The 27,000-nt window shown below is 69.9% G+C and carries 21 protein-coding genes; 5 read left to right on the top strand and 16 right to left on the bottom strand.

Annotated elements, in window-relative coordinates; translation table 11 throughout:
- Positions 1 to 3: 3 nt before the first annotated feature.
- From PSPA7_RS13450 to PSPA7_RS13440, 3 genes are read right to left on the bottom strand one after another with little or no spacing between them, the layout of a single operon-like run.
- Positions 4 to 1,008: an HlyD family secretion protein gene (locus tag PSPA7_RS13450; RefSeq protein WP_012075635.1), complete on the bottom strand. Its 1,005-nt coding sequence runs from the start codon at positions 1,006 to 1,008 to the stop codon at positions 4 to 6.
- Positions 1,005 to 1,214 carry a DUF1656 domain-containing protein gene (locus PSPA7_RS13445; RefSeq protein WP_012075634.1) on the bottom strand — a complete coding sequence of 70 codons (210 nt, stop codon included), beginning with the start codon at positions 1,212 to 1,214 and terminating at the stop codon, positions 1,005 to 1,007. Before PSPA7_RS13445 ends, PSPA7_RS13450 begins: the two co-directional genes overlap by 4 nt.
- Positions 1,204 to 3,378 carry an FUSC family protein gene (locus PSPA7_RS13440; RefSeq protein ID WP_012075633.1) on the bottom strand — a complete coding sequence of 725 codons (2,175 nt, stop codon included), beginning with the start codon at positions 3,376 to 3,378 and terminating at the stop codon, positions 1,204 to 1,206. The genes PSPA7_RS13445 and PSPA7_RS13440 overlap by 11 nt, the downstream gene beginning before the upstream one ends.
- A gap of 400 nt (positions 3,379 to 3,778) precedes the next feature.
- Here PSPA7_RS13440 and PSPA7_RS13435 point away from each other — a divergent pair, with 400 nt between their 5' ends.
- Positions 3,779 to 4,693 (top strand): LysR family transcriptional regulator, encoded by a 915-nt coding sequence (locus PSPA7_RS13435; RefSeq protein ID WP_003156892.1) that lies wholly within the window; start codon positions 3,779 to 3,781, stop codon positions 4,691 to 4,693.
- A gap of 116 nt (positions 4,694 to 4,809) precedes the next feature.
- Positions 4,810 to 5,079, top strand: a complete 270-nt coding sequence (locus tag PSPA7_RS13430) for a PA2433 domain-containing protein (protein WP_003156891.1) — start codon at positions 4,810 to 4,812, stop codon at positions 5,077 to 5,079.
- A 152-nt stretch (positions 5,080 to 5,231) separates the two neighbouring features.
- Here the strand turns inward: PSPA7_RS13430 and PSPA7_RS13425 are convergent, their stop codons facing one another.
- The 6 genes from PSPA7_RS13425 to hflK (PSPA7_RS13400) all read right to left on the bottom strand — a co-directional run bounded on the left by PSPA7_RS13425 (position 5,232) and on the right by hflK (PSPA7_RS13400) (position 12,432).
- Positions 5,232 to 5,777, bottom strand: coding sequence for a DUF4946 domain-containing protein (locus PSPA7_RS13425; protein ID WP_012075632.1), 546 nt, complete (start codon positions 5,775 to 5,777; stop codon positions 5,232 to 5,234).
- Complete coding sequence (locus PSPA7_RS13420; RefSeq protein ID WP_012075631.1) at positions 5,774 to 7,756, bottom strand: heavy metal translocating P-type ATPase; 1,983 nt, start codon at positions 7,754 to 7,756, stop codon at positions 5,774 to 5,776. The genes PSPA7_RS13425 and PSPA7_RS13420 overlap by 4 nt, the downstream gene beginning before the upstream one ends.
- 28 nt (positions 7,757 to 7,784) lie before the next feature.
- Positions 7,785 to 8,219, bottom strand: a complete 435-nt coding sequence (locus PSPA7_RS13415) for a hypothetical protein (protein ID WP_012075630.1) — start codon at positions 8,217 to 8,219, stop codon at positions 7,785 to 7,787.
- 147 nt (positions 8,220 to 8,366) lie between these two features.
- Positions 8,367 to 9,407 carry a protease modulator HflK gene (gene hflK, locus PSPA7_RS13410; protein ID WP_012075629.1) on the bottom strand — a complete coding sequence of 347 codons (1,041 nt, stop codon included), beginning with the start codon at positions 9,405 to 9,407 and terminating at the stop codon, positions 8,367 to 8,369.
- Positions 9,404 to 10,423: a protease modulator HflC gene (hflC, locus tag PSPA7_RS13405; RefSeq protein WP_012075628.1), complete on the bottom strand. Its 1,020-nt coding sequence runs from the start codon at positions 10,421 to 10,423 to the stop codon at positions 9,404 to 9,406. Before hflC ends, hflK (PSPA7_RS13410) begins: the two co-directional genes overlap by 4 nt.
- An 11-nt stretch (positions 10,424 to 10,434) precedes the next feature.
- Entirely contained in the window at positions 10,435 to 12,432 is a 1,998-nt protein-coding gene (gene hflK / locus PSPA7_RS13400; protein ID WP_012075627.1) for a protease modulator HflK, read from the bottom strand.
- A gap of 684 nt (positions 12,433 to 13,116) precedes the next feature.
- Between hflK (PSPA7_RS13400) and PSPA7_RS13395 the strand changes: the two genes are divergently transcribed.
- Together PSPA7_RS13395 and PSPA7_RS13390 are read left to right on the top strand one after the other, a co-directional pair.
- Positions 13,117 to 14,091: a polysaccharide deacetylase family protein gene (locus PSPA7_RS13395; RefSeq protein WP_012075625.1), complete on the top strand. Its 975-nt coding sequence runs from the start codon at positions 13,117 to 13,119 to the stop codon at positions 14,089 to 14,091.
- Entirely contained in the window at positions 14,088 to 14,960 is an 873-nt protein-coding gene (locus PSPA7_RS13390; RefSeq protein ID WP_041025341.1) for a hypothetical protein, read from the top strand. Before PSPA7_RS13395 ends, PSPA7_RS13390 begins: the two co-directional genes overlap by 4 nt.
- Before the next feature lie 110 nt (positions 14,961 to 15,070).
- Here PSPA7_RS13390 and gcvT read toward each other — a convergent pair whose 3' ends face one another.
- The 6 genes from gcvT to PSPA7_RS13360 all read right to left on the bottom strand — a co-directional run bounded on the left by gcvT (position 15,071) and on the right by PSPA7_RS13360 (position 23,563).
- On the bottom strand, positions 15,071 to 16,192 hold the full coding sequence (gene gcvT, locus PSPA7_RS13385) for a glycine cleavage system aminomethyltransferase GcvT (RefSeq protein ID WP_012075623.1): 1,122 nt from the start codon (positions 16,190 to 16,192) through the stop codon (positions 15,071 to 15,073).
- A 92-nt stretch (positions 16,193 to 16,284) separates the two neighbouring features.
- Entirely contained in the window at positions 16,285 to 17,661 is a 1,377-nt protein-coding gene (locus PSPA7_RS13380; protein ID WP_041025476.1) for an L-serine ammonia-lyase, read from the bottom strand.
- Positions 17,662 to 17,708: 47 nt separating this feature from the next.
- Positions 17,709 to 18,965, bottom strand: coding sequence for a serine hydroxymethyltransferase (gene glyA, locus PSPA7_RS13375; RefSeq protein ID WP_012075621.1), 1,257 nt, complete (start codon positions 18,963 to 18,965; stop codon positions 17,709 to 17,711).
- Between the two features lie 142 nt (positions 18,966 to 19,107).
- Entirely contained in the window at positions 19,108 to 21,987 is a 2,880-nt protein-coding gene (gene gcvP, locus PSPA7_RS13370; RefSeq protein ID WP_012075619.1) for an aminomethyl-transferring glycine dehydrogenase, read from the bottom strand.
- 10 nt (positions 21,988 to 21,997) lie between these two features.
- Positions 21,998 to 22,381 (bottom strand): glycine cleavage system protein GcvH, encoded by a 384-nt coding sequence (gcvH, locus tag PSPA7_RS13365; RefSeq protein WP_012075618.1) that lies wholly within the window; start codon positions 22,379 to 22,381, stop codon positions 21,998 to 22,000.
- A gap of 258 nt (positions 22,382 to 22,639) precedes the next feature.
- Positions 22,640 to 23,563: a LysR family transcriptional regulator gene (locus PSPA7_RS13360; protein ID WP_003157858.1), complete on the bottom strand. Its 924-nt coding sequence runs from the start codon at positions 23,561 to 23,563 to the stop codon at positions 22,640 to 22,642.
- A gap of 117 nt (positions 23,564 to 23,680) precedes the next feature.
- Between PSPA7_RS13360 and PSPA7_RS13355 the strand changes: the two genes are divergently transcribed.
- On the top strand, positions 23,681 to 25,423 hold the full coding sequence (locus PSPA7_RS13355) for an amidohydrolase (protein ID WP_012075617.1): 1,743 nt from the start codon (positions 23,681 to 23,683) through the stop codon (positions 25,421 to 25,423).
- Between the two features lie 7 nt (positions 25,424 to 25,430).
- Here the strand turns inward: PSPA7_RS13355 and gcsR are convergent, their stop codons facing one another.
- Positions 25,431 to 26,966, bottom strand: coding sequence for a transcriptional regulator GcsR (gcsR, locus tag PSPA7_RS13350; protein ID WP_012075616.1), 1,536 nt, complete (start codon positions 26,964 to 26,966; stop codon positions 25,431 to 25,433).
- Between the last annotated feature and the right edge of the window lie 34 nt (positions 26,967 to 27,000).

Genomic DNA, 27,000 nt, shown 5'->3' with positions numbered 1-27,000 from the left:
GACTCAGGGCCGCGCGGCAGTCTCCGGCGCCCCGGCGTCTTCTCCGGCGGCGCCTTGCGCGGGAAGCACGCGGATGCTCGCGGTCACCCCGGCGCGCAGCGTGTTGCGCTGCAGATAGGCGGGGTCGATGGCGATGCGCACGGGAATCCGCTGGGCCAGCTTGACCCAGGTATAGCTCGGGTTGATGTTCGCCAGCAGGCGCGAGCCCTCGGCATTCTCCCGGTCGGTGATGGCATGGGCGATGCTCTGCACGCGCCCGTCGAAGCGCTCGCCACTCATCAGTTCGACCCGCGCCCGGCTGCCTATGCGGATCCCCGGCAGCTTGGTCTCCTCGAAGTAGCCGCTGACATAGAACGAATCGCGATCCACCAGCGCCAGCAGGGGCACCCCGGCGTGGGCATAGTCGCCTTCGCGGGTCTGCAGGTTGGTCACGTAGCCACTGACCGGGGCTCGCACCCGGGTGCGCTCGAGGTCGAGGCGCGCCTGCTGCAGCGCCGCATCGGCAAGCTCCACGTTGGCCTCGGCGAGACCGAGGCTGGCCTGGTTCCTCAACAGCTCGGCCTGGGCCAGGCTGACGTCGGTCTGGGCCTTTTCGTTCTCCTCCACCGACAGCACCGAGCGTTTCTGCAATGCCGAGCGCCGCTGCGCCTCGCTGCGGCGCTGGCGCAACCGGGCCTGGCTGGCCTCGATCGCCGCCCGCGACTCGCCCAGCGCCGCCCGCGCCACGCTCACCGCGCGCTCGGCGCGCAGTACCGCCAGCTCATAGCGCGCCGGGTCGATGCTGAGCAGCAGGTCGCCCTTCTCCACTGGCTGGTTGTCGCTCAGCGGCAAGCGGGTGATCAGCCCGGAAACGTCCGCCGACAGTGTCACCACATCGGCGCGGACCCGCGCGTCACGGGTCCATGGCGTGCGGGTGTAGCGTTCCCAGGCGAGAAACACCAGCGCCGCCGCCACCAGCACCGCCAGCAGCGTGGCCAGGCGCGGCCATTTGCCTTGCAACAGATTCATCGGGACATGCCCCCCATCCACAGGATCAGACCAGCGCAGATCGCGCAGTACAACGCGCCCTGGAACAACGCTTCGTGCCACACCCGCTGCAGCACGCCGAGGCGCCGCAACAGCGGGTTGAGCAGCAGGAAGATCAGCCAGGCCAGCAACAGCGCCTGGGCGATCGGCGGCAGGTAGGCGCCGCCGATCTCGACATCAGCGGGCATGTCCGCCCTCCTCTTCTCGCTCTTCGACGACCGCCGGTGTGCCGCGGTCCTCCTCCAGCAGCGTCCGATAGCGTTGCAGCGACTGCTGCAGGATCAGTACCGCGACATTCATGATGAAGCGCTGCCGCGTCGCCCCCAGGTTGTTCGACGGCTGCGCCAGCAAAGCCTCCAGGCCCCGGCCGAAACGCCGCAGGGCGGCCAGCGCGAGGTCGTGTCGCGGGGCGCCCGCACCGCCGGCCACGTAGGCGGCGATCTCGCGCAGCGCCTCGCGCAGCAGCGGCTGCAACTCCAGCGGCACCACCCCGGCGTCATGCAGCGGCTCGCGCAGGCGATTCAACGCCACGCCCATCACCACGCAGCCCAGGGCGCACTGGAAGCGCTCCGCCGAACGGGCATCCTGGCTCGCCGGCAACAGGCCGACCATCACCGCCAGGCGATCGATCATCCGTGTCTCGAAGGCGAAGCGCTGCGCCTCGCTGGCCTCGCAGCGCGACATTTCCGCGACGTCCTGGCGCGACAGGTACAGCAGGCGGCGCAGGCGCGGGTCGGCGCGGAACGGATAGACCAGGGCGAACACCGCCAGCGCGAGGACCGCCGCGGCCAGGAAACCACCGACGAACTCGAACCACTGCGAGGCGTCGCTGTAGTACACCGCGATGTTCTGCAGCGCCACCATCAGCAAGGTCTCCAGGCCGATGCCCATGGCGATGCCGGCGGTCAGCGGGCTGCTCAGGCCGATCGCGACCAGGTACAGCAGCAACGCCATCCACAGCGCCAGCCATTCGAAGTCGGCGGATGCCGGCAACAGCACGAACAGCAGCGCCGCCGAAATCAGGATCGCCAGCAGCAGCCCGCGCAGGAAATTCTGCGCCGCCAGCAGCGGACGCGGAAAGGTCGCCATCAGCGAGCACATCACGCCGACCAGCAACAGGCTGCTGAGGGCGCCGTTCCAGGCGCTGGTGATCCACAGCCAGGCAGCGCAGGACAAGGCGACGAAAGCGCGCACGGCATTCATCGAGGCCAGCGCCCAGTCCAGATGCAGCGCCTGCGCCTGGCCACGGCGGTAGAAACTGCTGGCCTGGCGGCCGGACTGAATCGCATCGTTGAGTTCGAGCACTTCGCCCAGGCGCTGGAACAGCCGCGCATACTCCCAGCGCAGGATCGCCACCTGCGGACGCAACGCCGGGCTCAGCGCCTCGTCGTAGGATTCCGCGCGCGCCGCCGCGGCGTCGAAGGCCTGGCGTACCGTCTGGAATTCCTCCAGCACCTCGGACGGTACCGCACGCCCCTGCTCGGCCAACGCGTCCAGCACCCGCAACGCACGATCCAGCAGCGCCTGGATATCCGCCGGCAACGGCCCGACCCAGTGCGCCCGCACCAGCAGGCGATGCTGGCGCAACAGCAACAGCCGCGAGGCCATGAGCACCAGCAGGTTGCCCAGCAACTGCACCAGGCCATCGGCGCGGCGCAGGTTCGGCGCATCGAAGTAGAGGTGCCGGCGCAGGCCGTCCAGCGCGGTGATGCTGGCGACCAGTTGCATCTGCCGCTGGTTGAACGACTCGTCGCCCTCGTCGCCGCGGATCACCGCCGCGGCGTGCCGCGCGGTACTGCGGATCAGGCCGTCGACCTGGGCGAAATAGCCCTTCGCCACCGCCTGCGGACGCGCGCTGAGCAGGCTGACCAGGGCCACGCAGGCGACACCCAGCAGGGTCTCGGTGACCCGCACCACGGCGAGCATGAAGGTGTTTTCCGGATCGGGAATCGACAGCACCGCGACGATCACCGCGGTGAAGCCGCTGAGCACGAAGGCGTGCGAATCGGTGTAGCGCAGCAGCGTGCCGCCGGCGGTACAGAGCGCCAGCCAGAGGCTCAGGGCGATGAAGAACGGCAACGGCTGCTGGGCGAACAGCGCCATGATCAGCACCGCCACCACGGCCCCGGCGAAGGTCCCGAAGACCTGGGCGAAGCTGCGCTTCAAGGCCATCCCGGCCAGCGGCTGGCTGACGATGACCACGGTCATCAGCGCCCACTTCGGCTGCTCCAGGTCGAACAGGAAGGCCAGGTACAGGGTCAGCAGGCCGGCGACGACGGTGCGCAGGGCGAACAGCAGGGTTTCCCGCGGTGGCCGCCAGAGCATCCGCGCGTAGAGCTTCAGCCCCTCCATGCCGGGCCCCGCACCTCCGCTGGGTGACAGGCCGGGGGCGACGCGACGAACAGGCGAATCGACATGCTGGTTTCTCGCTCGGGCTAAGACGGTGTCCGCCTCAAGTCTAGAAGGCGAAAGAAAATCCGTGGCCGCCTACGGGGGCGGGCAGGCTTGGCCGGCCACGGAGCGACGCGGTCGCCGCTACAGGGTAAAAGCCCTGGCGGCCGTATCGATAGCGCTTCCAGGCGAAAACCGTTTTCGCTCAGAACGAACGCTGCACACCCTTTCGATTGGTTAAGCTTGCTCCGGGCTGGATCGATTTAGCTTGCGAAATCAAGCGGATAGAGCGGCCAAAGGAAACCGACGAGGAGGAGCCGAGAATGCGTCGAGCGAATGCCACTGTGTTGCGAGCCTGCCCATGAGCCTGCGCTTCGACGACATCGAAGCCTTCCTCAACGTCGCCGAGCTCAACAGCGTGACGTCGGCGGCCGAGCGCATGAGCCTGTCCAAGTCGGTGATCAGCAAGCGCGTCAGCGACCTGGAAAAACGCCTCGGCGTGCGCCTGCTCTACCGCACCACCCGCAATGTCGAGCCGACCGAGGCCGGGCACTTCTTCTACAAGGCCGCCAAGGCCTCGCTGCAGGAACTCAACAACGCTGCGGAGATCGTCGCCCTGCGCGAGAACGACCTGTGTGGCGAACTGCGCATCGTCACCCCGATGAGCTTCGGTACCCTGTGGCTGTCGCCGATCATCGCCGACTTCATGAGCCAGCACCCGCGCCTGGAGATCGTCCTGCAGATGGACGACCGCCTCACCGACTTCGAAAAGGAAGGCTACGACCTGAGCATCCGCGTCACTCGCCTGGATGACAGCTCGCTGATCGCCCGGCCGCTGGCCAACAGCCAGCGGGTGGTCTGTTGCAGCCCGGACTACGCGCAACGCCACGGCAGCGTGGAAACCCTCGAGCAACTCATGCAGCACGAGTGTCTGGGCTACAACAACGCCTCGCCGAGCCAGGTCTGGACCTTCGAGCCCGCCTATCCCGGCGACAAGCCGCGCGCCATCTCGCCGCGCGGACGCTTCAACAGCAACAATGGCCAGGCCATGCGCGACGCCGCCCTGCGCGGCCAGGGGCTGGCGCTGCTGCCGCTGTTCATCGTCGCCGAGGATCTGGGCAGCGGTCGCCTGGTCGACGCCGCGCCCGGCCTGCGGCCGCTCGACGATGTCATCTACGCGATGTATTCGCGGGCGGCGGCGATGTCGCCGAAGGTCAAGGCGTTCATCCAGCACCTGCAACAGGCGCTGTCCACGCCACCCTGGGGCAATGGCTGAACGACCGAACCATTGCGGCGACGCCCCGGTCAGATGAAAGGCATGCGGAGAAGACTCTGCGGAGCCCGTCGTCTCTCCCCGTCCGGCCATATCCGGCCCCACCCAGGAGAACAGCCATGATCACGCGTACCCTGCTCATCGCCGCCGCCCTGCTCGGCGGCACCGCCCACGCCGCCGAAAGCACCGACCTGTGCGGCGCCAACCTGCAGAAGCTCGACGACATCCTCGCCGTGCGCGACAAGACCTCGGTCACCGGCGCACGGGTCACCGAGGTCAAGGAACTGCAAGCCAAGGCGAAGCAGGACCAGGCCAGCGGCGATACCAAGGGCTGCATCACCGCCACCACCCAGGCCTTGCAGATCCTGCAGAACACCGGGAAGAAGTGACCCGCGGCAGACGCGAGGCGGAGGCCGGCATTGGCGGATAACCGCAAGCGGTCATCCGCCCTGCGCCGACGTAACCCTCCTGAGGGCGAACAACGCCGCAGGCGTTATCCGCCGACACTCCCGTCCCCCGCCCCGGCCGCGTCCGATTTCGCTCACTCGAAGCGCAGGCTTTCCCGTACCGCGCGGATTTCCGCCTGGCTTGCATCGTAGGCGTCGGCCAGGCCGGCATAGGACAGCGAGTAGGCCGAGTTCCTGCCGGCCGCGGCGAGCAGGGTCTGCTTCATCACCACGGCGCCGCGCTGGCGAACGGTGCAGGTGGTTTCCAGCGCCGCCAGCCCACCGGTGGAGGAAGACTCGGGCGAGCTGCAGGCGGTCTGCAGGCCGTTGCGCAGGAATTCGATCTGAACCAGCTTGCGCATATGCCCGAGGACCTTCTCCAGGTTCACCTCCTGGCCGCTCTGCAGCGGCATCCGCGTCACCTCCATCACCAACGCCTGGGAGCCGTCGGCCTGCAGCTTGACCGCGCGCTGGCGCTGGCCGGCGCCGGCCTGGCCGGGTTGCGCGGCGGGCAGGTCGCTCACCTGCCAGCCCGCCGGCCAGCGAGCCATCGACGCCTCGGCCAGGCTCAGCGCGGAAAGCGCGCCAACCACCAGGGCCAGCCAGCGCCAGCCAGTGCGTCGCGTTTTCTCCCGTCTCACGCGGTACCCTCCTCTTCACCTACTACCATCGCCGCCCGGGGCTGCCCGAGCGGCTCCTCGAAACGCAGCAGGCGTCCGGCGTTGCCCAGCACCAGCAAGGTGCTGAGGTTGTGCAGCAGCGCCGCGACCATCGCCCCGGCCGCGCCGAGCAGGCCGAAGGCTGCCGCGGCGACGATCGCCAGGGTCCAGCCGAGACCGATCGCCACGTTGACCTGCAGGGTCCGCCGACACTGCCGGCTGAGCCGCACGCAGGTGCCGAGCCGGCGCAGGTCGCTGCCGATCAGCACGATATCCGCCGAGGCCAGGGCGATGTCGGCGCCGCCGGCGCCCATCGCCACGCCGACCACGCCGGCCTTCAACGCCAGCGAATCGTTGATGCCGTCGCCCACCACCATCGGCCGGAAGCCGCTGCCGATCTCCGCGCCGACCTGGCGCAACTTGTCCTCCGGCAAGGCCTGCGCCACCACCTGGCTGACCCGCACCTGCCGCGCCACGGCATCGGCTACCGCCTGGCGATCGCCAGTCAGCAACAACTGCCGGCCCAGCCCCAGCTCACGCAGCTCGGCCAGGGCCTCGGCGGCCTCCGCGCGCACGCTGTCGGCCAGCAACAGCCAGCCGAGGAAGCGCCCGGCCAGGGCGATGCCGGCAATCGGTCCCTCGTGCGCCGGCACCTCGCCGGTATCGATGCCCAGTTGCCGGAACAGCTCGGGGCGACCAAGGGCGGCTTCGCCCGCCTCTGTTCGTGCGATCACGCCGAATCCCTGGCGTTCGCGGATATCGCTCAGCGGGTGGTAGGCATCATGCGCCGCCAGGGCCGCCAGCGCACGGCTCACCGGGTGGCTGCTGGCGGCGCCGAGGCTGGCGGCCAGGCGCAGCACCTCGTCGCGGCTGGCGCCGACCAGGCGCAGGTCCTGCAGGCGCAGGCTGCCGTGGGTCAGGGTGCCGGTCTTGTCGACCACCAGCGAGGTCAGGTCCGCCAGTTCTTCGAGGAACGCCGAACTGCGGATCAGGATCCCGTGTCGCGCGGCCACGGCGATGCCGGCGATGGCGGTGGCCGGCGCCGACAGCACCAGGGCGCAGGGGCAGGCGGCGACCAGCACCGCGAGCATGGCCTGGGCGTCGCTGGTGACGAACCAGGTGACCGCCGCGATCATCAGCACCAGCAGCAGGTATTGCCCGGCATGGCGCTCCAGCAGGCGAGTGATCGGCGGCTTGGCGCGTTCGGCCTGCTGCATCAGGCCGATCACCTTGCCCAGCGTCGAGGCATCGCCGGTACGGGTCACCTCGATGCGCAGCAGGCCGTCGAGATTGATCGCGCCGCCGTAGACCTCCATCCCCGGCGCCACTTCCAGTGGCACCGACTCGCCGGTGAGCGGCGCGGTGTCGAGGCTGGCCTCGCCGTGCAGGACCCGACCGTCGGCCGGAACCCGGTCGCCGGCGCGTACCTCCACCTGGTCGCCCGGACGCAGGATGGCGTTGTCCACCTCGCTCAGGCTGCCGTCGGCCTCGATCCGCCGGGCATGGCTGCGGGTCAGTTCGCCGAGGGCGGCGATGGCCTCCCGGGAGCCGATCACGCTGCGCTCCTCCAGCACGTGGCCGAAGATCATGATGATCGGCAGCAGCGCGGCGGTCAGCAGGTCGCCACTGGCCCAGGCGCCGAGCATGGCCAGGGCGATCAACTGGTCGGTGACGCCGTGCAGGCTCGGATGGCGCAGGCTGTCCCAGGCCGAGCGCGCAACCGGCAGCGCCACCAGCAGGGAGGCCACGCCGAGCAGGATCTGGCTGACCCCGGCCTGGTCCGCCGCCAGCCAGCGCCAGGCCAGGCCGAGCAGCAACAGGCCGAGGGCGAGCATCGCCAGGCTCAGCTGGCGGGCGGCGCGGCGCTGCTCGGCGCGGCTGAGCAGGCCGCCGCCGAACGGCAAGTGATGATGGTGATGCGCGCAGCCGCCATGGCTGCCGTGGGCGGTCGGCTCGCTCATGCGCACCTCCCGGGGCGAGCCGCGGCGGCTATTGGGGGAAGCGCGCGTCCGGCCGCCGCACGTAGTCGCGGGCTTCCTTTTCGGTCAGTTCCCAGATCTGCTTGACCTGGCCGTTGGCGTCGCTCTTCAGGCCGACGAAGCTGCCCCTGAGCTGGGGCATCCGACCATAGACGATGAACAGGTTCTGCGCCGTGCGGATGCGTACCGAAGGCGCCACCCGATAGCTGACGGTCTTCTTTCCCAGGCCCAGGGTGAGCACGCTGCGCAGCAGGCTCTGCCTGGGCTTCTTCAGGGTGATGACCGGGTATTGCGCGCTGGCCACGAAGCCCACCAGCAGATCGCTTGGCAACTGCCGCGCCAGTGTCTGGGAGCTGCCCAGCAGCAACACCAGCCCGCACAATAGCGCCTTGCCCCGGGACAACCGCGCGCCGTCGCCCGTGAATGGAATACCGCCTGCCGTCATTGCCCGTCCCGTTCGCCTGGTTGTTCGACTCGGCGCGGCGCTTCGCTGGCGCATGCCGAGAGTTGATGCCGACGCAGGGTAGCCGTTTCACGTTCGCTTGTCCGTCCATTGTTTCACAGCCCGCGAAGGGCGCCTCCGGTCCGCGGTTCATGGTTGCCCGCCTTGCAGGATCAGGCGGCCGTCGTCACGCGGATCGACGCTGTCGACCGAGCCGGCCTTGCCGAGGATCGCCGGCACCCGTTCGCGGTACAGGCGCCAGAGCAGGCCGGGATCGGTGGCGCCCAGCGCCGGGCTCAGGCCGACGATGCTGGCGCTGTCGCGGCGCGCCCTGGCCAGCCGCTCGCCGGCCTCGGCGCGGGCGACCTGCAGGGTACGGTCGGCGCCCTCGGTGGCGGCCTGGGTCAGCCGCGCCGCCTCGGTGCGCGCCTTGGCGATATTCTGCTCGGCCAGCTGGCTGGCGGTCAGCACCGCGTTGAAGGCGCTCACCGCATTGCGCGGCAGGCTCGACTGCACGTCGACCCGCACCACCTGGATGCCCAGCCCGCCACCGGCCTCGGCCAGCGCCGCCAGGCTGCGGTTGATGCCCCGCACCAGGTCGCCGCGCAGGCGTTCGCGGCGCTCGGCCACCGCCGCATCGTTGCCGAGCAGTTCCGGGCGCGCCACCAGGATGCTGTCCAGGTCGCGCGCGGCGCAGACCTGCACGGCATTGCGCGCCACCAGCCGGTCCAGCGCCGGCAGCACGTGCGCGCCCTGCAGGACGTAGGCGTAGGGATCGTCGACCTTGTAGAACACCCGCACGTCCAGCTGCACCACCCCGGCATCGCCGGTCAGCAGGTAGCCGGAACCGGCCAGCGCGTCGCTGGACAGGCTGACGTCGAGGTCGGCGCGACGCGCCTGCTCGGAGCGCAACAGGCCCTCGACGCGGCGTTCCATCACCTGCTCCGTCGACGGCAGCAGCACCACCTGTTCCAGCGGCCGCGGCCAGGCCAGCAGCAGGCCGGGACCGGCCAGGCGTTCCAGCGCGCCCAGGCGCAGCACCACGGCGCGGTTCTCCGGGCCGACCTGGCGGACGTTGGAAAACGCCCAGGCCAGCGCCGCCAGCAGAGTCACCGCGAACAGCCCCAGGAACGCCAGCCGTCCGGCCTGCAGCCAGGGACCGCGCAGCCCTTCGCGCGAATCGCCGCTCATGGCCGGCGCCCGTTGGCCGCTGCTTCGGCGGGAAGCGTCGGCGGCCCGTCGACCAGCACGCGGAACGGCGCGGCGTCGGTACGCAGCACCAGGCGGGTGTCGCCGTTGACGATGGTGCCGAGGGTGTCGAGCGAGCGCAGCAGGTTGTACAGCTGTGGCGAGCCGGCATAGGCCTTGCCGTAGATGCGCGCCGCCTCGACCCGTGCCTGGGCCTCGATCTCCGCGGCTTTCACCGAAGCCTCGGCCTGGATCACCCGCGCGTCGCGCTCCGCCGCCGAACGGATCTCCGCGGCCTGGCGCCGGCCCTCGGCGGTACGCTCGGTGGCGATGGTCTCGCGCTCGGCGCGCATGCGGTCGACAGTGGCGCCGAGGGTCACGCTGGGCAAGGTCAGGCGCTCGATACCGACCTGCACCACCCTGACCCCATAGGTCGCCAGCAACTGGCTGTCGATCTGCTCGCGCAGGCGCGCCTCGAAATCGCCGATGCGCACCCGCGACGCCTCGGTGTTCACCAGGTCGGCCAGGTCGTAGGCGCTGGCGGTGGTCTCCAGCGCCGAGCCGACGAAGGTGCGCAATTGCCGCGCGGCTTCGTCCGGCTGGTTGCGCACCGCGCGCATGAAGCGCTGGACATTCCCGGCATCGCCCTGCACCTGCCAAGCCACGTAGGCCTGGACGATGATCCGCAGGCCGTCGCGGGTGCCGACATCCTGCAGGCCGCTGGAGGTGGTGCGCAGGCGCAGGTCGACCGGGATCGCGTTCTCGAACGGCAGCGGCAGGCGCCAGGCCAGTCCGGGTTCGAGCAGGACCCGCGCCGGATTGCCGAAACGGGTGATCACCATCGCCTCGCCCGAACGTACCTGCACCAGACAGGCGGCAGTGATCACGAACAGCACCAGCAGGGCGGCGACCAGCAGGCGCCGCCATGGCGGCGCGGAGGCGTGATCGTGATCGTGATCGTGATCGTGATCGTGATGATGGTGGGGATGGCCGTGCGAGTGGGAATGTCCGGGGCTCAAGAAGGCGCTCCTCATGGTGCGGGTTGCCCGGCCGCGCGCGCCGGGACGGCGGGCGGACGGGACGAAGACGGGGAATCCAGGCGACCGAGGCCGAGACCGCGCAAGTCGATGGTCGGCGCGCCCGTACCGGCGATGCGGTGATCGACCAGCAGCAGCCGGGCCTTGCCCAGACCGAGGCCGAGTTGCTGGTAATAGGCTTCCAGCAGGAAGGCCTGGCCGGCCTCGGCATAGCCCTGGCGCTCGGCGGCGAAGCGGCGCTCGGCCACCTGCGCGACGGCGAGGGTTTCGCGCGCCTGCGCGCTGGCCTGGTCGTGCGCCACGCTGGCCCGCAACTGCGCCTCGTTGCGCTGTGCGGCGGCCTGTCCGCGCTCGCGGGCGATCAGCGCCCGGGCGGTAATCTGCGCGGCCTGCACCGCATGATAGGCATTCGCCGCGCCGGCCGGCGGGTGGATCGCCTCGATCGCGGCGCCGAGCACTTCGACCCCGCTGCCAAGACGATCCAGCTCGGCCTGCACGGCCTGGCCGACTTCCCCGGCGAGCCCGGCGCGCTGTTCGCCCAGCACTTCGTCGAGGGTCCGCGAGGCGAAGGCGTGCACCAGCACGCGGCTGGCGGTGCTGCGCACCAGCGCCGGGAGATCGCCGCTGCGGTAGGTCGCCGCCAGTGCCGCCGCATCATCGAGGCCGATGCGGTAGACGATGCGCACGTCCATGTTGACGATCTGGAAGCTCTGCCGGTGGTCGGCCAGGCTGGCGATGACCTGGGACTTTTCGCTGACATGGGAGGCGTCCCACAGGCGGTTGGCACTGTCCGGCGCCGGGCCCTCGGCGGGCGCCAATGGCTCGGCTTCGCCGTTGCCGGTGGCGACGCTGGTGGCCAGTTCATGGACTACGCCGTTCTCCACCGCCAGCACCCGCCCCAGCGGCCAGGGCAACCCCAGGTGGAGGCCGGGGCCGAGTACCGCGACCGGCTTGCCGAAGCGCTCGTAGACGCCACGCGCGTCCATGCCGATCTCGCGCACGCCGCTGAGCAGCCAGCCGCTCAGCGACACCACCGCCAGCACCGGCAGGAAGGCCCGGCGCATGAAGCCGAACGCCCAGACCTGGCGCAGGTCGATGCCGAAACGCTGGTGCAATTCGTTCTGCAGACGCTGCAACGGACGCGGCGGCCAGCGCAACAGGTCGGCCAGCAGGCTGGTCGCGACCAGGCGCGGCTCGAGACCGGCGCGCGGCGGCGCGAACATCGCCAGGATCGCCCTGCCCAGCAGCTCCAGCGCCACTACGCCCGGCAGCAGGCCGAGCAGCACCGCCAGGCGCGGCGCCCACGGCTGTCCCTGGCGGGCCAGGAACAGACCGAAGGCGGCGAGCAGCAGCGTACCGATCAGCACCCGCGCCAGTTGCCCGAGCGACGACGCCTCCGGCCACTGCATCTCGCCCTGGGCGGCGAAGCGGCGTTCCAGCACCAGCACCGCGAAGGCCAGCAGCAGGCAGAAACCGATGCCGAGGTCGGCCGCCTGCCCGGAATTCGTCGGCGGCAGGTCCAGGCGCCAGCCGGCCGCCACCAGGCCCAGCGCCAGCGCTGCGCTCGCCGCCAGCCAGAGGGCGGCCTGGCCAAGCTGGGCCAGGCCCCCGGCGACGGCCTGGCCAAGGCGCTCCAGCAAGCGTTCGTAGGCCGTATCGGGAACGGGCTCGAGATCCGCCCGCGGCCAGCACAGCCAGGCTGGCCGCGCACTGGCCTCGGCGCCCAGGGCGACGCAGCGCCAGGCCGCGACGCGGTAGGCCGCGTGCAGCCCGGCGAACAGCACCAGCCAGGCCGCGCCGAGGTTGTACAGCAGCGGAGGCCAGAGCGAGTCCGCGGCGAACAGGCTGACGAAGAAGCCCAGCAAGGCGCAGGCGCCCCCCAGCCCCACGCTGGCCAGCCCCCACCACCACAACTGGCGCAACTGCCGCGGCGCCTGCTGGAAACGTGGCAGCGCCTCGGCGGCGACTTCGGCATCCAGGTCGACTCTCATCTTCACTCCCGCAGAAACCGGACCCTGCCGGACGGTTACCGGCAGAAAGGGCGAAACTTTATAACAATGCGCGTTAAAAAGTTGTCATGTTTTGCAAAACAGTCTGCAAGCTCCGCCCTTGACGGAGAAAGAAAGGCTCTATGGCGCTCCTCTCCTCTCTCTGGAGGCAAGCGAAAGGTTCCACGCCGCCAGGCAAACCCAGCAACTCCTCCCGAGAAGCGACCATTCGTCGGCAAATTCCATGCAAATCGGATTTCTTATAACCAATCCGAATACCGTTCTCCACGCCGCTCCCGTCCCCGCAAAGGCTTGTCGCTCCAGGCCTGCGCCCCTTCTCGGGCAGCCGTTTGGCATAGCCTGACGGTTTTACAACAGAGGCAGGGCGTCAATAAAACGTCTATCGACTGTGTTAGCGTCAAAAAAGAATCATATCGATCCTTTGTAGCGTTTCCGGTGCCATGCAGTCCCCATCGATCAACCGCCGGGTTCGCCGGCAAAGCCCTGGTTCAAGGCCACGCGTCGTCGTGCTCGCAGCAACCCTTCCGAGGAGGCCCGCTCATGACTGAATCGACCACCCGGGTCCGCATGCCCACCCCGCAGGCGCCGGCCAGGAGGTTGCCGACAAGCCTGCCGGCGCCGCCGACGGGCCGCCGGTGATGCGGCGCGAATGAGCAGGGGCTCGCCATGCAGCGCCTGATCGGCATGACCTACCTGAACTCCGCCGCGGGCCAGCGCCGCCTGCGCCAGAACGGCATCGTCCTGCGCCTCGGGCGACTGGCCGCCGAGCCTCGCCTGGCGGCTCTGCCGCACCGCCAGGGCCGTTGCCTCGAGCGGCGAAGCCTGGAAAACCTGCTGCTCTGGCTGCAACGGCACTTCCTCTGCGTGCCTCTGGAGCATCTGCTGGAGCGGCCTTCGGCAAACGATCTGCGCATAGCGTTGAGCCTCGACGGCAGCACGCCGGAGCTGGTCGAGCAGGTCTATCCCCTGCTGGAGCGCTACGAGATGCCCGCCAGCGTCTTCCTCGGCGGCGATCCGCGCGGCTGGCGCGAAGCCGTAGGCGACACGCTGTGGCAGGCCGACACGGTCGCCGCCGCGCCGCTGCTGGAACTGTTGCAGCGTTATTGCGGCCCGGCGCTCGCGCCGGTGCTCGAGCGGACGCGCGACGATGTCCGGCGCAGCCGCCACCTCGCGGCCCTGCTGGGCAAGCTCGAACGCCTCGACCCGGCCTCCCGGCAGGCATTGCGCGCGGCCTGTCCGCCCGCCGACGCGCAGGCCACTCCCGACTGGGGGCAACTCCGCCGCCTGGAGAACTCCGGCCTGGTCCGCTTCGGCCTCTACGGCCAGGGCCCGCAAGCGCCGGACAGCTTCTGCGCGGAACCGGAAACCCTTGGCCACGCCCATCGCCTACTCCAGCAGCAGTGCAACGCTCCTCTGCCGGTGTACTGCCGGGCCCGCCCCATGCCCGGCGCGACCCAGGCCAGCCCACAGCTGCGCGCGAGCCTCGGGCGGCTCGGCTATCGCTTCGCCTTCGGCGCCCGCCGCGGGCTGGTCGACTCCCGCGGCGATCCACTGGACCTGCCGCGGATCGAGGTCGATGCCGCCATCGCCGCCCGCCCCGGCCGGCTGGCCTGGCAGCTGTATCGCGGAGTCCGTGCATGAGTGCGGCATCCCGCCTCTTCCGGGCATGGGGCGACAGGCAGTCGCCACACGCCGGAACACCACCCGAACCACGGGAAGCGAACGCGACGTCGCCGGCCACGCAGCGGCGCCGCTCTCAGGGATATGGCCGGCACGACTGGCCCGGTATCAGCAAGGATCGTCCCATGACTGCAGACACCCCTACCTCTGTCGCTACCATCAATCACCTGCTGCTCGGCGCGCCCTACACCAGTCCCCTGGTGATCCCCGGCGACTGGCTGGTCGACGAACTGGAAGGCGCCGTCGAAGTCGGCGGCTTCACCGACGGGCTGTTCCGCTGGCCGACACGCAAGCGCAGCGGTCGACCTTCGCCGATTCTCTGCGGCGACCTGTTGCGCGCGGTGCGTACCGAATGCGCCGAGTCGGTGCAGTTCTGGTGGGGCTTCAGCCCGAGCCTGGTCGGGCGCTGGCGCCGCGCCCTCGGCGTGACCCGGCGGAACAATCCCGGCGACCAGGCGGTGGCCCGCGCCCGCGCGGCCCTGGCCCGTACCCTGGACCGCAAGGCGACGCCGACGACGCCGGCCGCCTGGTCCAGTGAAGAGGTCGAGTTCATCCGCCGCCACGGCAGCAAGCGCAGCCTGGCCTGGTGCGCCTACATGCTCGGGCGCAGCTACCAGAGCGTCGCCAGCAAGGCCGAGGAGCTTTCCCCGCACAGCCAGCGCGATCGCGGCAATGCGACCTGGAGCAAATCCGAAGAGGACCTGTTGCGCCAGCACTACCAGCAACGCGGCTCGCTGTGGTGTGCCCAGCAGACCGGCAAGAGCCGCGCGGCGGTGTTCCACCGGGCCAAGAAGCTGGGCCTGCAACGGCAACGGCCGAAGCATTCCTGAACGTCAGCGCCGACGCAGCGCGGTGGAAAAAAGGCACTGGGCCGAACCGCGGCCCGCCCGCTCCCGGCAGGCGCGCCCTCCCCCGCACGAGCGGCGAAGGGCGCCGCGAGTCAGCCTCGGTAATAGCGCTGCGCCACGAACGGCATCTTGCTGACCACCAGGGTCACCGGCTTGCCACGCACCATCGCCGTCACCTCGCTGCCCAGCCCGGCCAGCGCGCTCGGCACGTAGCCCATGGCCAGCGGCGCGTTGAGGGTCGGGCCGAAACCGCCGCTGCTGACCTTGCCGATCACCCGGCCGTCGGCGTCGACGATCTCGGCGCCCTCGCGCACCGGCATCCGCCCCTGCGGCAGGAAACCGACGCGCTTGCTGGCGACGCCCTGCGCCTGCTGGGCGAAGATCCGCTCGGCGCCGGGGAAGCCGCCGGCGCGCACACCGTCGGCGCGGCGCGCCTTGGAAATGGCCCAGCCGAGGCTGGCTTCGACCGGCGTGGTGGCGCTGTCCATGTCGTGGCCGTAGAGGCACAGGCCGGCTTCCAGGCGCAGCGAGTCGCGCGCGCCGAGGCCGATCGGCGCCACTTCCGGCTCGGCCAGCAGGCGCCGGGCCAGGGCCTCGGCGTGCTCGGCGGGCACGGAGATCTCGTAGCCGTCTTCACCGGTGTAGCCGGAGCGGCTGACGTAGCAGTCCTGGCCGAGCAGCTCGACGCGAGCGAACTGCATGAAGGTCATCTGCGCCACCTGCGGCGCCAGGCGCTCCAGCACGCGCACCGCCGCCGGGCCCTGGAGGGCGAGCAAGGCACGCTCCTCGAACAGCGGCTCGACGCTGCAGCGGCCCTCCAGGTGCCGACGCAGGTGCGCCAGGTCCTGGTGCTTGCAGGCGGCGTTGACCACCAGCAGCAGGCAATCGCCGAGGTTGGCCACCATCAGGTCGTCGAGGATCCCGCCCTGCTCGTCGGTGAACAATGCGTAGCGCTGCTGGCCCACCGGCAGGTCGAGGATGTCCACCGGCACCAGGCTTTCCAGCGCCAGCGCCGCATCGGCGCCCGCCAGGCGGATCTGGCCCATGTGCGAGACATCGAACAGACCGGCCTGCTCGCGGGTGTGCAGGTGCTCCTTGAGTACTCCGGCCGGGTACTGCACCGGCATGTCGTAGCCGGCGAAGGGCACCATCTTCGCCCCCAGTTCCAGGTGCAGGGCGTGCAGGGGCGTCTTGGCGAGGGTTTCTGCGGTCATGCTTCACTCCATGGCATCCCGGTCTCCTTCTGCCGGAGAGCCGCGATCGATTGTCGGGAAAGAAAAAAGAAGCGCCGGCGCAGCGGCGCGGTTCAGCATTCGATGATGTTCACGGCGAGGCCGCCGCGCGCGGTTTCCTTGTATTTGCTTTTCATGTCGGCGCCGGTCTGGCGCATGGTGCGGATGACCTTGTCGAGAGAGATGAAGTGCTGGCCATCGCCGCGCAAGGCCATGCGTGCCGCGTTGATCGCCTTCACCGAAGCCATCGCGTTGCGTTCGATGCAGGGCACCTGGACCAGCCCGCCGACCGGGTCGCAGGTCAGCCCGAGGTTGTGCTCCATGCCGATCTCGGCGGCGTTCTCGACCTGCTGCACGCTACCGCCGAGCACTTCGCAGAGCGCCCCGGCGGCCATCGAACAGGCCACCCCGACCTCGCCCTGGCAACCGACCTCGGCGCCGGAGATCGAGGCGTTTTCCTTGTAGAGGATGCCGATCGCCGCCGCGGTGAGCAGGAAGCGCACCACGCCGTCGTCGTCGGCTCCCGGGATGAAGCGCGCGTAGTAATGCAGCACCGCCGGAATGATTCCCGCCGCGCCGTTGGTCGGCGCGGTCACCACGCGGCCGCCGCTGGCGTTCTCCTCGTTCACCGCCAGGGCGTAGAGGTTGACCCAGTCGAGCACACTGAGAGCGTCGCGCAGGCCGGCCTCCGGCCGCTGGCACAACTGGCGGTAGAGCGCCGCCGCGCGGCGCCTGACCTTCAGTCCGCCGGGCATGATGCCCTCGTTGCGGCAGCCAGCCTCGACGCAGTCCTGCATCACCTGCCAGATACGCAGCAGGCCGGCGCGGGTTTCCTCGGCGGGGCGCCAGGCCTTCTCGTTCTCGGCCATCAACCGGCTGATCGACAGGCCTTCGCGGGCGCAATGGTCGAGCAGTTGCCGCGCGGTCTTGAAGGGAAACGCCAGCGGCGTGCGGTCCTCGACGATACGGTCGAGGCCGGCGGCTTCGTCGTCGACCACGAAGCCACCACCCACCGAGTAGTACTCGCGGCTGCGCACCTGCAGGCCGGCGGCGTCGAAGGCACGGAAGACCATGCCGTTGGGATGGTAGGCCAGCGGCTTGCGGATCAGCGCCAGGTGTTCCTTCTCGACGAAACGGATCGGCCGCTCGCCGAGCAGGCGCAGCTCGCCGCTGGCGCGGATGGCATCGAGCCGGGCGGGAATCGCGGCGGTATCCACCGTATCCGGCTGCTCGCCCTCCAGGCCGAGCAGTACCGCCTTGTCGCTGCCGTGGCCCTTGCCGGTGGCGCCGAGCGAGCCGTACAGCTCGACCCTGACGCTGGCGGTGGCCTCCAGCAGCCCCTCGCGCCTCAGCCCCTCGGCGAAGCGCGCGGCGGCACGCATCGGCCCTACGGTGTGGGAGCTGGACGGCCCGATACCGATCTTGAACAGATCGAAGACACTCAGGGACATGCTCGTCTCCGCTTGCGGATTGGCCGCCACCACGGCGGCGCTCCTGTTCAATCAGCGTAGACCGGGAAGTGCCGGCAGAATTCGCCGACCTGGCCCCTGACCCGTTCGCTGACCTCGGGATTGTCGATGTCGTCGAGGATGTCGCAGATCCAGCCGGCCAGTTCTCGGCACTCGCCCTCGCGGAAACCGCGAGTGGTCACCGCCGGGGTGCCGATGCGGATGCCGGAGGTGACGAACGGGCTCTGCGGGTCGTTCGGCACGGCGTTCTTGTTCACCGTGATGTGCGCCGCGCCGAGCGCAGCGTCGGCGGCCTTGCCGGTCAGGCCCTGCTTCACCAGGCTGATCAGCATCAGGTGGTTGTCGGTACCGCCGGAAACCACGTCGTAGCCGCGCCCGATGAATACCTCGGCCATCGCTCGGGCGTTGCGGATCACCTGCGCCTGGTAGTCTTTGAAGCCCGGTTCCAGCGCTTCCTTGAAGCACACCGCCTTGGCCGCGATCACGTGCATCAGCGGGCCGCCCTGGGCGCCGGGGAATACCGCGGAGTTGAGCTTCTTCTCGATCTCCTCGTTGGCGCGCGCCAGGATCAGGCCGCCGCGCGGGCCGCGCAGGGTCTTGTGGGTGGTGGTGGTGACCACGTCGGCGAAGGGGATCGGGTTCGGGTAGAGGCCGGCGGCGACCAGCCCGGCGACGTGGGCCATGTCGACGAACAGCAGCGCGCCGACCTTGTCGGCGATGGCGCGGAAGCGCGGGAAGTCGAGGGTCTTGGAGTAGGCGGAGAAGCCGGCGACGATCATCTTCGGCTTATGCTCCACGGCCAGGCGCTCGACTTCGTCGTAGTCGATCAGCCCGGTGGCGGTGTCCAGGCCGTACTGCACGGCGTTGTACAGCTTGCCGGAGGAGGACACCTTGGCGCCGTGGGTGAGATGACCGCCATGGGCCAGGCTCATGCCGAGGATGGTGTCGCCGGCGTTGAGCAGCGCCAGGTACACCGCGGCGTTGGCCGAGGAGCCGGAGTGCGGCTGGACGTTGGCGTAGTCGGCGCCGAACAGTTGCCTGGCGCGGTCGATGGCCAGCCGCTCGACCTTGTCGACGTGTTCGCAGCCGCCGTAGTAGCGCTTGCCCGGATAGCCCTCGGCATACTTGTTGGTCAGGCCGCTGCCCTGCGCCTGCATGACCCGCTTGCTGGCGTAGTTCTCCGAGGCGATCAGTTCGATGTGGTCTTCCTGCCGCCGGTCTTCGGCGTCCATCGCGGCGAGCAGTTCGTCGTCGTAGCCGCGGATCTGGTCATGCTTGCTGAACATGGCGCTGGCCTCTTGTCGTGTCGGTGTCAGGACGCTCGCTGGCGCGAGCGTGGCCGCGGCGCCGCTACGCAAGCGCGGCGCCGGGAAAGGGGTATCGCCGGAAACGGAAGGACGCCGCCGCTGGCGGCGCCCTCCTCGTCCGTCACTCCTCGCTGTACGCCTCGATGGGCGGGCAGGAGCAGGTCAGGTTGCGGTCGCCGTAGACGTTGTCGACGCGGCCCACCGGCGGCCAGTACTTGGCCTCCACCAGGCTGGCCAGCGGATAGGCGGCCTGCTCGCGGCTGTAGGCATGGTTCCATTCGCCCAGCAGCTCGGCGGCGGTGTGCGGCGCGTTCTTCAGCGGGTTGTCGTCCTTGTCCAGTTCGCCGCGCTCGACCGCGCGGATCTCCTCGCGGATACGGATCATCGCGTCGCAGAAGCGATCCAGCTCGGCCTTCGGCTCGCTCTCGGTGGGCTCGATCATCAGCGTGCCGGCCACCGGGAAGGACATGGTCGGCGCATGGAAGCCGAAGTCCATCAGGCGCTTGGCCACGTCGTCGACGCTGATCCCGCTGCTGTCCTTGAGCGGCCGCAGGTCGAGGATGCATTCGTGGGCGACCAGGCCGTTGCCGCCGGCGTAGAGCACCGGGTAGTGCTCTTCCAGGCGATGGGCGATGTAGTTGGCATTGAGGATGGCCATTTCCGAAGCGCGCTTGAGGCCTTCGCCGCCCATCATGCGGATGTACATCCAGGTGATCGGCAGGATGCTCGCGCTGCCGTAGGGCGCCGCGCTCACCGCGCCGTCCTTGCGCTCGCTGCGGCCATGGCCGGGGAGGAACGGCGCCAGGTGCGCGCGCACGCCGATCGGGCCGACGCCCGGGCCGCCGCCGCCGTGGGGAATGCAGAAGGTCTTGTGCAGGTTCAGGTGGGAAACGTCGCCACCGAACTTGCCCGGGGCACAGAGGCCGACCATGGCGTTCATGTTGGCGCCATCGATGTACACCTGGCCGCCGCAGTCGTGGACGATGGCGCAGATCTCGCGGATCGCTTCCTCGAACACGCCGTGGGTCGACGGATAGGTGATCATCAGCGCGGCCAGGCGCTCCTTGTGCTCGCTGGCCTTGGCGCGCAGGTCGTCGACATCGACGTTGCCGCGCGCGTCGCAGGCCACCACCACCACGCGCATGCCGACCATGCTCGCGGTGGCCGGGTTGGTGCCGTGGGCGGAGGACGGGATCAGGCAGATGTCGCGCTGGCTGTCGCCGCGGCTGTGGTGATAGGCGCGGATCGCCATCAGGCCGGCGTACTCGCCCTGGGAGCCGGCGTTGGGTTGCAGCGACACGGCGTCGTAGCCGGTGGCGGCGCAGAGCATCGCCTCCAGCTCGTCGGTGAGCTGGCGGTAGCCTTCGCTCTGCTCGGCCGGGGCGAACGGGTGCAGGTTGCCGAATTCGGCCCAGGTCACCGGGATCATCTCGCTGGCGGCGTTCAGCTTCATGGTGCAGGAGCCCAGCGGGATCATCGTGCGGTCCAGCGCCAGGTCCTTGTCCGCCAGCTTGCGCAGGTAGCGCATCAGCTCGGTTTCCGAGTGATGGCGGTTGAAGATCGGGTGGCCGAGGATCGCCGACTGGCGCAACAGCGCGGCCGGCAGGCGGTCGCCGCTGCTGGCGGCAAGGGCGGCGAAGTCCGGGAGCGCCTGGCCCTCTTCGGCCAGCAGGCCCCAGAGGGTCTCCACATCGGCCTGGCGGACGGTCTCGTCGAGCGACAGGCCGAGACGGCCGGCATCGATCTCGCGCAGGTTGATCCCGGCGGCGCGGGCCCTGGCGTGGATCGCCGCGGTGCGCGCGCCGGTGGCCAGGCTCAGGGTGTCGAAGAAGTGCTTCTGCTCGACGGCCACGCCCAGGCGCTCCAGGCCGGCGGCGAGGATCGCGGTCAGCCGGTGGGTGCGCCGGGCGATGCGCAGCAGGCCCTGCGGGCCGTGGTAGACGGCGAACATGCTGGCGATGTTGGCCAGCAGCACCTGGGCGGTGCAGATGTTGCTGGTGGCCTTCTCGCGGCGGATGTGCTGCTCGCGGGTCTGCATGGCCAGGCGGTAGGCCGGCTTGCCGTGGCGGTCGATGGAGACGCCGACCAGGCGCCCCGGCATGTCCCGCTTGAACGCGTCGCGGGTGGCGAAATAGGCCGCGTGCGGGCCGCCGAAGCCGAGCGGCACGCCGAAGCGCTGGGCGCTGCCGATGGCCACGTCGGCGCCGAACTCGCCCGGCGGGGTCAGCAGGGTCAGCGCCAGCAGGTCGGCGGCCACCGCGACCAGCGCATCGACCGCATGGAAGCGGCTGACCAGCTCACGGTAGTCGACGATCTCGCCGTCGCAGGTGGGGTATTGCAGCAACGCGCCGAAGTAGGCGGAGAAGTCCTCGATGGCGCTTTCGTCGCCGACCACCACCTCGATGCCCAGCGGCTCGGCACGGGTGCGCAGCACGTCGAGGGTCTGCGGGTGGCAATGGCGGGAGGCGAAGAACGCCTGGCTGGTACGGTTCTTCGACAGGCGCTTGCAGAAGGTCATGGCCTCGGCGGCGGCGGTCGCCTCGTCGAGCATCGAGGCGTTGGCGATCGGCAAGCCGGAGAGGTCGCTGACCAGGGTCTGGAAATTCAGCAGGGCTTCCAGGCGGCCCTGGGAGATTTCCGGCTGGTACGGCGTGTAGGCGGTGTACCAGGCCGGGTTCTCCAGCAGATTGCGCAGGATCGGCGCCGGGGTGTGGCAGTTGTAGTAGCCCTGGCCGATGAAGGAGCGGAACGCGCGGTTGCGCCCGGCGATGGCCTTCAGGCTGGCCAGCGCCTCGGCCTCGCCCATGCCGGCCGGCAGGTCGAGCACGCTGCTGCCCTTGATGCTTTCCGGGATCACGTTGCCGATCAGCGCGTCCAGCGAATCGTAGCCCAGGCGCTGGAGCATGGCCTGGGTGTCGGCGGCGCGCGGGCCGATATGGCGGGCGATGAATTCGTCGTCGGTGCCCAGGTCGATGGCGCCGAGGTTCAGGTTATCGGTCATGACGGGATCCTCAGGCGTCGGCGTTGGCGTTGAGCAGGCGGTCGTAGGCGGCCTGGTCGAGCAGCTTTTCCCAGGCGCCGGCGTCGGCCGGGCGGAAGCGGAAGAACCAGGCCTCGCCGAGCGGATCCTGGTTGACCAGCTCCGGGGTATCCGGCAGCGCGTCGTTGATCGCCACCACCTCGCCGTCCAGCGGCATCAGGATGTTGCTGGCGGCCTTGACCGACTCCAGCACCGCCACTTCGCTGCCGGCGGCGTGTTCGCCGAGCTCCGGCAACTGCACGAATACCACGTCACCGAGGGCGTCCTGGGCGTAGGCGGTGATGCCGACGGTCAGCAGCCCGTCGTCGTCCTGGCGCAGCCATTCGTGGTCGGTGGTAAAGCGCAACTTGCTCATGCTGGATCCTCATTGTCAGCGGGTCGCCCGGTCGGGACGGGACTTTGTTCTGCGGCAGCCCGTAGCAAGCAAGGTGCCAAGCGGCGCCCGCCCCCGCCGCCCGGGGGCTGGCCCCGGGCGGCGGGAAACCCGCACCCGCCTTTCTGGAACGTTTCCGTTACAGACCCACCGGACATTTCCCGAGCCCAGGGGCAAACGCCTGATGGCAAAGGATTTTCGCGCGATCGGAACGAATTCGTTCCAGTCGTAGCCGAAGCGTTACAGCCGCTCGCAGAGCCCTTGCCGTTCCAGGCTGGCGCGCAGGTGCTCGAGAAACGCGCGGACCTTGCGCGTGTTGCGCCGGTGCCCCGGATAGAGGACATGGATGGAAGGCCCGAACGGCCCCGGGTCGAAGTGATGGTCGCCGAGCAGGCGCACCAGCCGCCCTTCGGCGAGCAGCGGCGCGACGCTCCATTGCGGGCAGAACTGCAGGCCCAGCCCGGCCAGCAGGTGGGCGAGCAGGAAGTCGTAGTTGTCGCTGGCCAGTCGCGGGCGCGGCTGGTCGATGCGCTGGCGTATGCCGCCGCGCTCCATCCACCAGAAGTGCTGGTCCAGGGACGGGTGCTGGAACACCAGCCAGGCGTGCCGCTCGAAATCTTCCGGGCCTTGCGGCGCGGGTTGTCGCGCCAGGTAGGCGGGGCTCGCGCAAAGCACGATCTGGTTCGGCGCCAGCGGCCGCGCCACCAGCCCCGGCAGGTCGATGGGGCCGTCGCGCAGGCCGAGGTCGTAGCCGCCCTCGCTGAGGTCGAGGAAGGTTTCGTCGAGGTCCACCCGCAGGCTGATCCGCGGATGCGCCTCGAGGAAGCTGGCGCAGGCCTGCTGGAGGAACGCCGCGGCGAACGACGGCGGCGCGGCGAGGCGCAGTTCGCCACGCAACTCCGACTCCAGCAGTTCGATCTCCTGCCCCGCCGTGCGCAGCGTCTCCAGGGACTGGCGGGCCGCCTCCAGGTAGATCTGCCCGGCCTCGGTCAGCGCCAGGCTGCGCGTGGTGCGCTCGAACAGGCGGGCGCCGAGTTCCGCTTCCAGGTGGGCGACGGCCTTGGTCAGCGCCGACGGAGTCTTCCCCAGGCGCTCGGCGCCACGGCTGAAGCTACCGGTTTCGGCAGTGGCGACGAACATCGCCAGGGCATTCAATTTGTCCATCGACTCCTTCCGTTCCGGCACAAGTGTTGTGCGCCTCGCCCGGTTCTGCCGGCCCGGCGCTTTGGCTAGTCTCGCCCGGGTCACGCTACACAAGAGCAAGAAACAAAGGAAACCACCATGAAGCCACGGATACCCACCCTCCTCGCCGGGGCCTGTCTGGCCCTGCCCCTGCACGCCCTCGCCGCCGCCGACCTGCTGCTGGTCAACGCCAGGATCTTCACCGCCAATCCGCAGCAGCCTTTCGCCGAAGCCCTGGCGGTGGAGGACGGGCGGATCATCGCGGTCGGCGACGAGGCCAGGCTGCGCACCCTGGCCGATGGCGACAGCCAGGTCGTCGATCTCGGCGGCAGGCGCCTGATGCCCGGCCTGATCGACACCCACTCGCACGCGGTGTTCGGCGGCCTGGAGCTGGCCGGCGCGGACATGGGCAACGAACAGGTCGGCCTCGACGAACTGGAACGGCGCCTGCGCGCCTGGCGCGACAACGGCAAGGCGCGACATGGCGACATGCTCGATGTCAGCGGCATGCACAGTGCCTACTGGAGCCAGGTCAAGGACTTCCGCGCGCGCTTCGACCACGGCGAATGGGCCGGCCAGCCGCTGGCCTTCATCGGCAGCGACCACCACACCGGCTGGGCCAACGCCGCCATGCTGAAACGCGCCGGTATCGACGCCGCGCGGGTCCGCGCCCTGCCCGAGGAGCAACGCAACACCATCGGCCACGACGCCGACTTCACCCCCAACGGCTTCCTCGCCGATGCCGGCCTCGACGCGGTGCTCGCGGTGCTGCCGGCGCCGAGCGCGGAACGGATGCTCGAGGCCGGACGCAGCGCGGTGCGCTACAGCAACTCGCTGGGCCTGACCGCGTGGATGGACCCGGCCGCCAATGGCTCGCCGGGCGATGCCCTGTTCAGCCTCAGGCCCGACGAGAACACCGTCGGCGTGCTACCGGTCTACCAGCGGCTGGCCAAGGGCGGCGAGCTCAGTGCCCACGTCGCCGCCCTCCTGGTCGCCAACCCGCGCAGCCGGCCGGCCGACCTCGAGGTGCTGGACAAGGTGCGCCAGCGCTTCCTCGGCAGCCCCAACCTGACCCTGCCGGGGATCAAGGTGTTCGCCGACGGCGTTCCGGAGTACCCGGCGCAGACCGCCGCGCTCCTCGAGCCCTACCGCAACAGCCGGAAGAAGGGCGAACTGCTGATCGACCCGGCGCACTTCGGCGAACTGGTCAGCGCCGCCGACGCCCGCGGCTGGCTGGTCCACGTCCACGCCATCGGCGACCGCGCGGTGCGCGAGGCGCTGAACGGCATGCAGCAGGCGCGGCGCGACCGCGACAGCGGCATCGCCCACTCGATCACCCACCTGCAACTGGTCAATCCCAAGGAGTTCGAGCGCTTCAGGCCGCTCGGCGTGATCGCCTCGATGCAGCTGTACTGGGCCGCCGCCGACGAAACCACGGTGGACCTGATGAAGCCCTACATCAGCGCCTTCGCCTACCGCTACCAGTACCCGGCGCACTCCCTGCTGAGCAAGGGCGCGACCATCGCCGGGGCCAGCGACTGGCCGGTGTCCAGCCTGTCGCCGTGGAAGGCCATCCAGCAGGCGGTGACCCGCAAGGGCCCGCAAGGCGTGCTCAACGCCGGCGAACGCCTGGACCGCCAGACCATGTTCTACGCCTACACCCGCAACGCCGCGCGGACCATCGGCCTGGAACGCCGGATCGGCAGCCTGGAACCGGGCAAGCAGGCGGACTTCATCGTCCTCGACCGCGACGTGTTCGAGGTGCCGGAGACGCAACTGGGCGAAACCAAGGTGCTGAAGACCTGGTTCGCCGGCAAGCCGGTGTATTCCAGCGAGGGTTGAGCCTGCCTCAGCCGCGCGGACCGATACCGTACTTGCGCAGGCGGTGGGCGATGGCGGTGTGCGAGGTCTGCAGGCGCGCCGCCAGTTGGCGGGTCGATGGATAGCTGACGTAGAGCTTCTCCAGCAGGGCTTTCTCGAAGCCCTCCACCGCCTCCTCCAGGCTGCCCACCTCGCCGTCGTTCTGCCGCGCCACGGCGGTGCCGGCGATCTCCAGGTCGCCGATATCCACCAGGCTGCTCTCGCAGATCGCCGCGGCGCGGAAGATCACGTTCTGCAACTGGCGCACGTTGCCCGGCCAGCGGTTGCTCAGCAGCGCCGGGTAGGTGCCCGGCGCCAGCCGGCACACCGGGCGCTGGATCTGCGCGCAGGCCTGCTGCATGAAGTGCCGCGCCAGCAGCAGGATGTCGTGGCCGCGCTCGCGCAACGGCGGGACTTCCAGGCTGAGCACGTTGAGGCGGTAGAACAGGTCCTCGCGGAAGCTGCCCTCGGCGACCATCTTCTCCAGGTCGCGGTGGGTGGCGCTGAGGATCCGCACGTCGACCCTCACCTCGCGGTCGCCGCCGACCCGGCGGAAGCTGCCGTCGCTGAGGAAGCGCAGCAGCTTGGCCTGCAGATAGGGGGACATCTCGCCGATCTCGTCGAGGAACACCGTGCCCTGGTGGGCCAGCTCCAGCAGGCCCGGCTTGCCGCCGCGCTGGGCGCCGGTGAAGGCACCGGGGGCGTAGCCGAACAGCTCGCTCTCGGCCAGGTTCTCCGGCAACGCCGCGCAGTTCAGCGCCAGGAACGGCGAGTTGTGTCGTGCACTCAGGGCGTGGCAGCCGCGCGCCACCAGTTCCTTGCCGGTACCGGTCTCACCGTGGATCAGCAGCGGCGCGTCGAGCGCCGCCACGCGCTGCGCGCGGGTCTTCAGGGTGCGGATTGGCTGGGAATCGCCGAGGAGCATCTCGAAACCCTCGGCATGGTCATGGTGCAAGGCCGCCAGGCGCTCGCCGATGCGGTTCGGTTCGTAGAGGGTCAACAGCCCGCCGGCCAGGTGCCGCTCGCCCTCGCCCGGCCCTTCGGTGATCGGCGTGGCATCGAGCAGCAGGGCCTGGCCCATGAAGGTCACTTCGCGCAGCGGCAGGCGGAAGCCCTGCTCGACCAGTGCATCCTCCAGGGTTTCATCGTCGAACAGGCTGGCCAGCCGCTCGCCGGCCGGGTCGCGTCCGCAGCGCTCGCTGAAGGCCGGGTTGGCCAGCAGCACCAGGCCCTTGCCGTCCACTGCCAGCACCGGATCGGCCATCGCCGCCAGCAACGCATCGAGCTGCAGGCGGCGGCGCTGGCCGGGCAGGATGTCGACCACGGTCATCGCCTGCACGCCACGGATGCCCAGCAGCGCTGCGCGCAGTTCCTCGAGCACTTCGGGACTGAGGGTCGGCGCGTCGATGTAGACGTTCGGCGGCACCATCTCCACCGCGTCCAGGTTCAGGTTGCGCCCGCCCAGCAGCGCCAGCACCTCCTGGGTGATGCCGACACGATCGATGAAGGAGACGTGGATGCGCATGCGGGAACCTGGACTGCGGCGACGCTCGCCATGA

The sequence above is a fragment of the Pseudomonas paraeruginosa PA7 genome, assembly GCF_000017205.1.
Classification (GTDB): domain Bacteria; phylum Pseudomonadota; class Gammaproteobacteria; order Pseudomonadales; family Pseudomonadaceae; genus Pseudomonas; species Pseudomonas paraeruginosa.
This window is presented reverse-complemented; position numbering and strand designations above follow the sequence as displayed.

Bases quoted from the DNA above. Each gene is read 5' to 3' on its own strand.
- PSPA7_RS13360 (WP_003157858.1), bottom strand. From the start codon at position 23,563: ATGGACAAATTGAATGCCCTGGCGATGTTCGTCGCCACTGCCGAAACC.
- PSPA7_RS13415 (WP_012075630.1), bottom strand. From the start codon at position 8,219: ATGACGGCAGGCGGTATTCCATTCACGGGCGACGGCGCGCGGTTGTCC.
- hflK (WP_012075629.1), bottom strand. From the start codon at position 9,407: ATGAGCGGCGATTCGCGCGAAGGGCTGCGCGGTCCCTGGCTGCAGGCC.
- PSPA7_RS13380 (WP_041025476.1), bottom strand. From the start codon at position 17,661: ATGTCCCTGAGTGTCTTCGATCTGTTCAAGATCGGTATCGGGCCGTCC.
- PSPA7_RS13450 (WP_012075635.1), bottom strand. From the start codon at position 1,008: ATGAATCTGTTGCAAGGCAAATGGCCGCGCCTGGCCACGCTGCTGGCG.
- glyA (WP_012075621.1), bottom strand. From the start codon at position 18,965: ATGTTCAGCAAGCATGACCAGATCCGCGGCTACGACGACGAACTGCTC.
- gcsR (WP_012075616.1), bottom strand. From the start codon at position 26,966: ATGCGCATCCACGTCTCCTTCATCGATCGTGTCGGCATCACCCAGGAG.
- PSPA7_RS13355 (WP_012075617.1), top strand. From the start codon at position 23,681: ATGAAGCCACGGATACCCACCCTCCTCGCCGGGGCCTGTCTGGCCCTG.
- PSPA7_RS13420 (WP_012075631.1), bottom strand. From the start codon at position 7,756: ATGAGCGAGCCGACCGCCCACGGCAGCCATGGCGGCTGCGCGCATCAC.
- gcvH (WP_012075618.1), bottom strand. From the start codon at position 22,381: ATGAGCAAGTTGCGCTTTACCACCGACCACGAATGGCTGCGCCAGGAC.
- PSPA7_RS13445 (WP_012075634.1), bottom strand. From the start codon at position 1,214: ATGCCCGCTGATGTCGAGATCGGCGGCGCCTACCTGCCGCCGATCGCC.
- gcvP (WP_012075619.1), bottom strand. From the start codon at position 21,987: ATGACCGATAACCTGAACCTCGGCGCCATCGACCTGGGCACCGACGAC.
- PSPA7_RS13440 (WP_012075633.1), bottom strand. From the start codon at position 3,378: ATGGAGGGGCTGAAGCTCTACGCGCGGATGCTCTGGCGGCCACCGCGG.
- PSPA7_RS13435 (WP_003156892.1), top strand. From the start codon at position 3,779: ATGAGCCTGCGCTTCGACGACATCGAAGCCTTCCTCAACGTCGCCGAG.
- PSPA7_RS13390 (WP_041025341.1), top strand. From the start codon at position 14,088: ATGAGTGCGGCATCCCGCCTCTTCCGGGCATGGGGCGACAGGCAGTCG.
- gcvT (WP_012075623.1), bottom strand. From the start codon at position 16,192: ATGACCGCAGAAACCCTCGCCAAGACGCCCCTGCACGCCCTGCACCTG.
- PSPA7_RS13430 (WP_003156891.1), top strand. From the start codon at position 4,810: ATGATCACGCGTACCCTGCTCATCGCCGCCGCCCTGCTCGGCGGCACC.
- PSPA7_RS13395 (WP_012075625.1), top strand. From the start codon at position 13,117: ATGCAGCGCCTGATCGGCATGACCTACCTGAACTCCGCCGCGGGCCAG.
- hflK (WP_012075627.1), bottom strand. From the start codon at position 12,432: ATGAGAGTCGACCTGGATGCCGAAGTCGCCGCCGAGGCGCTGCCACGT.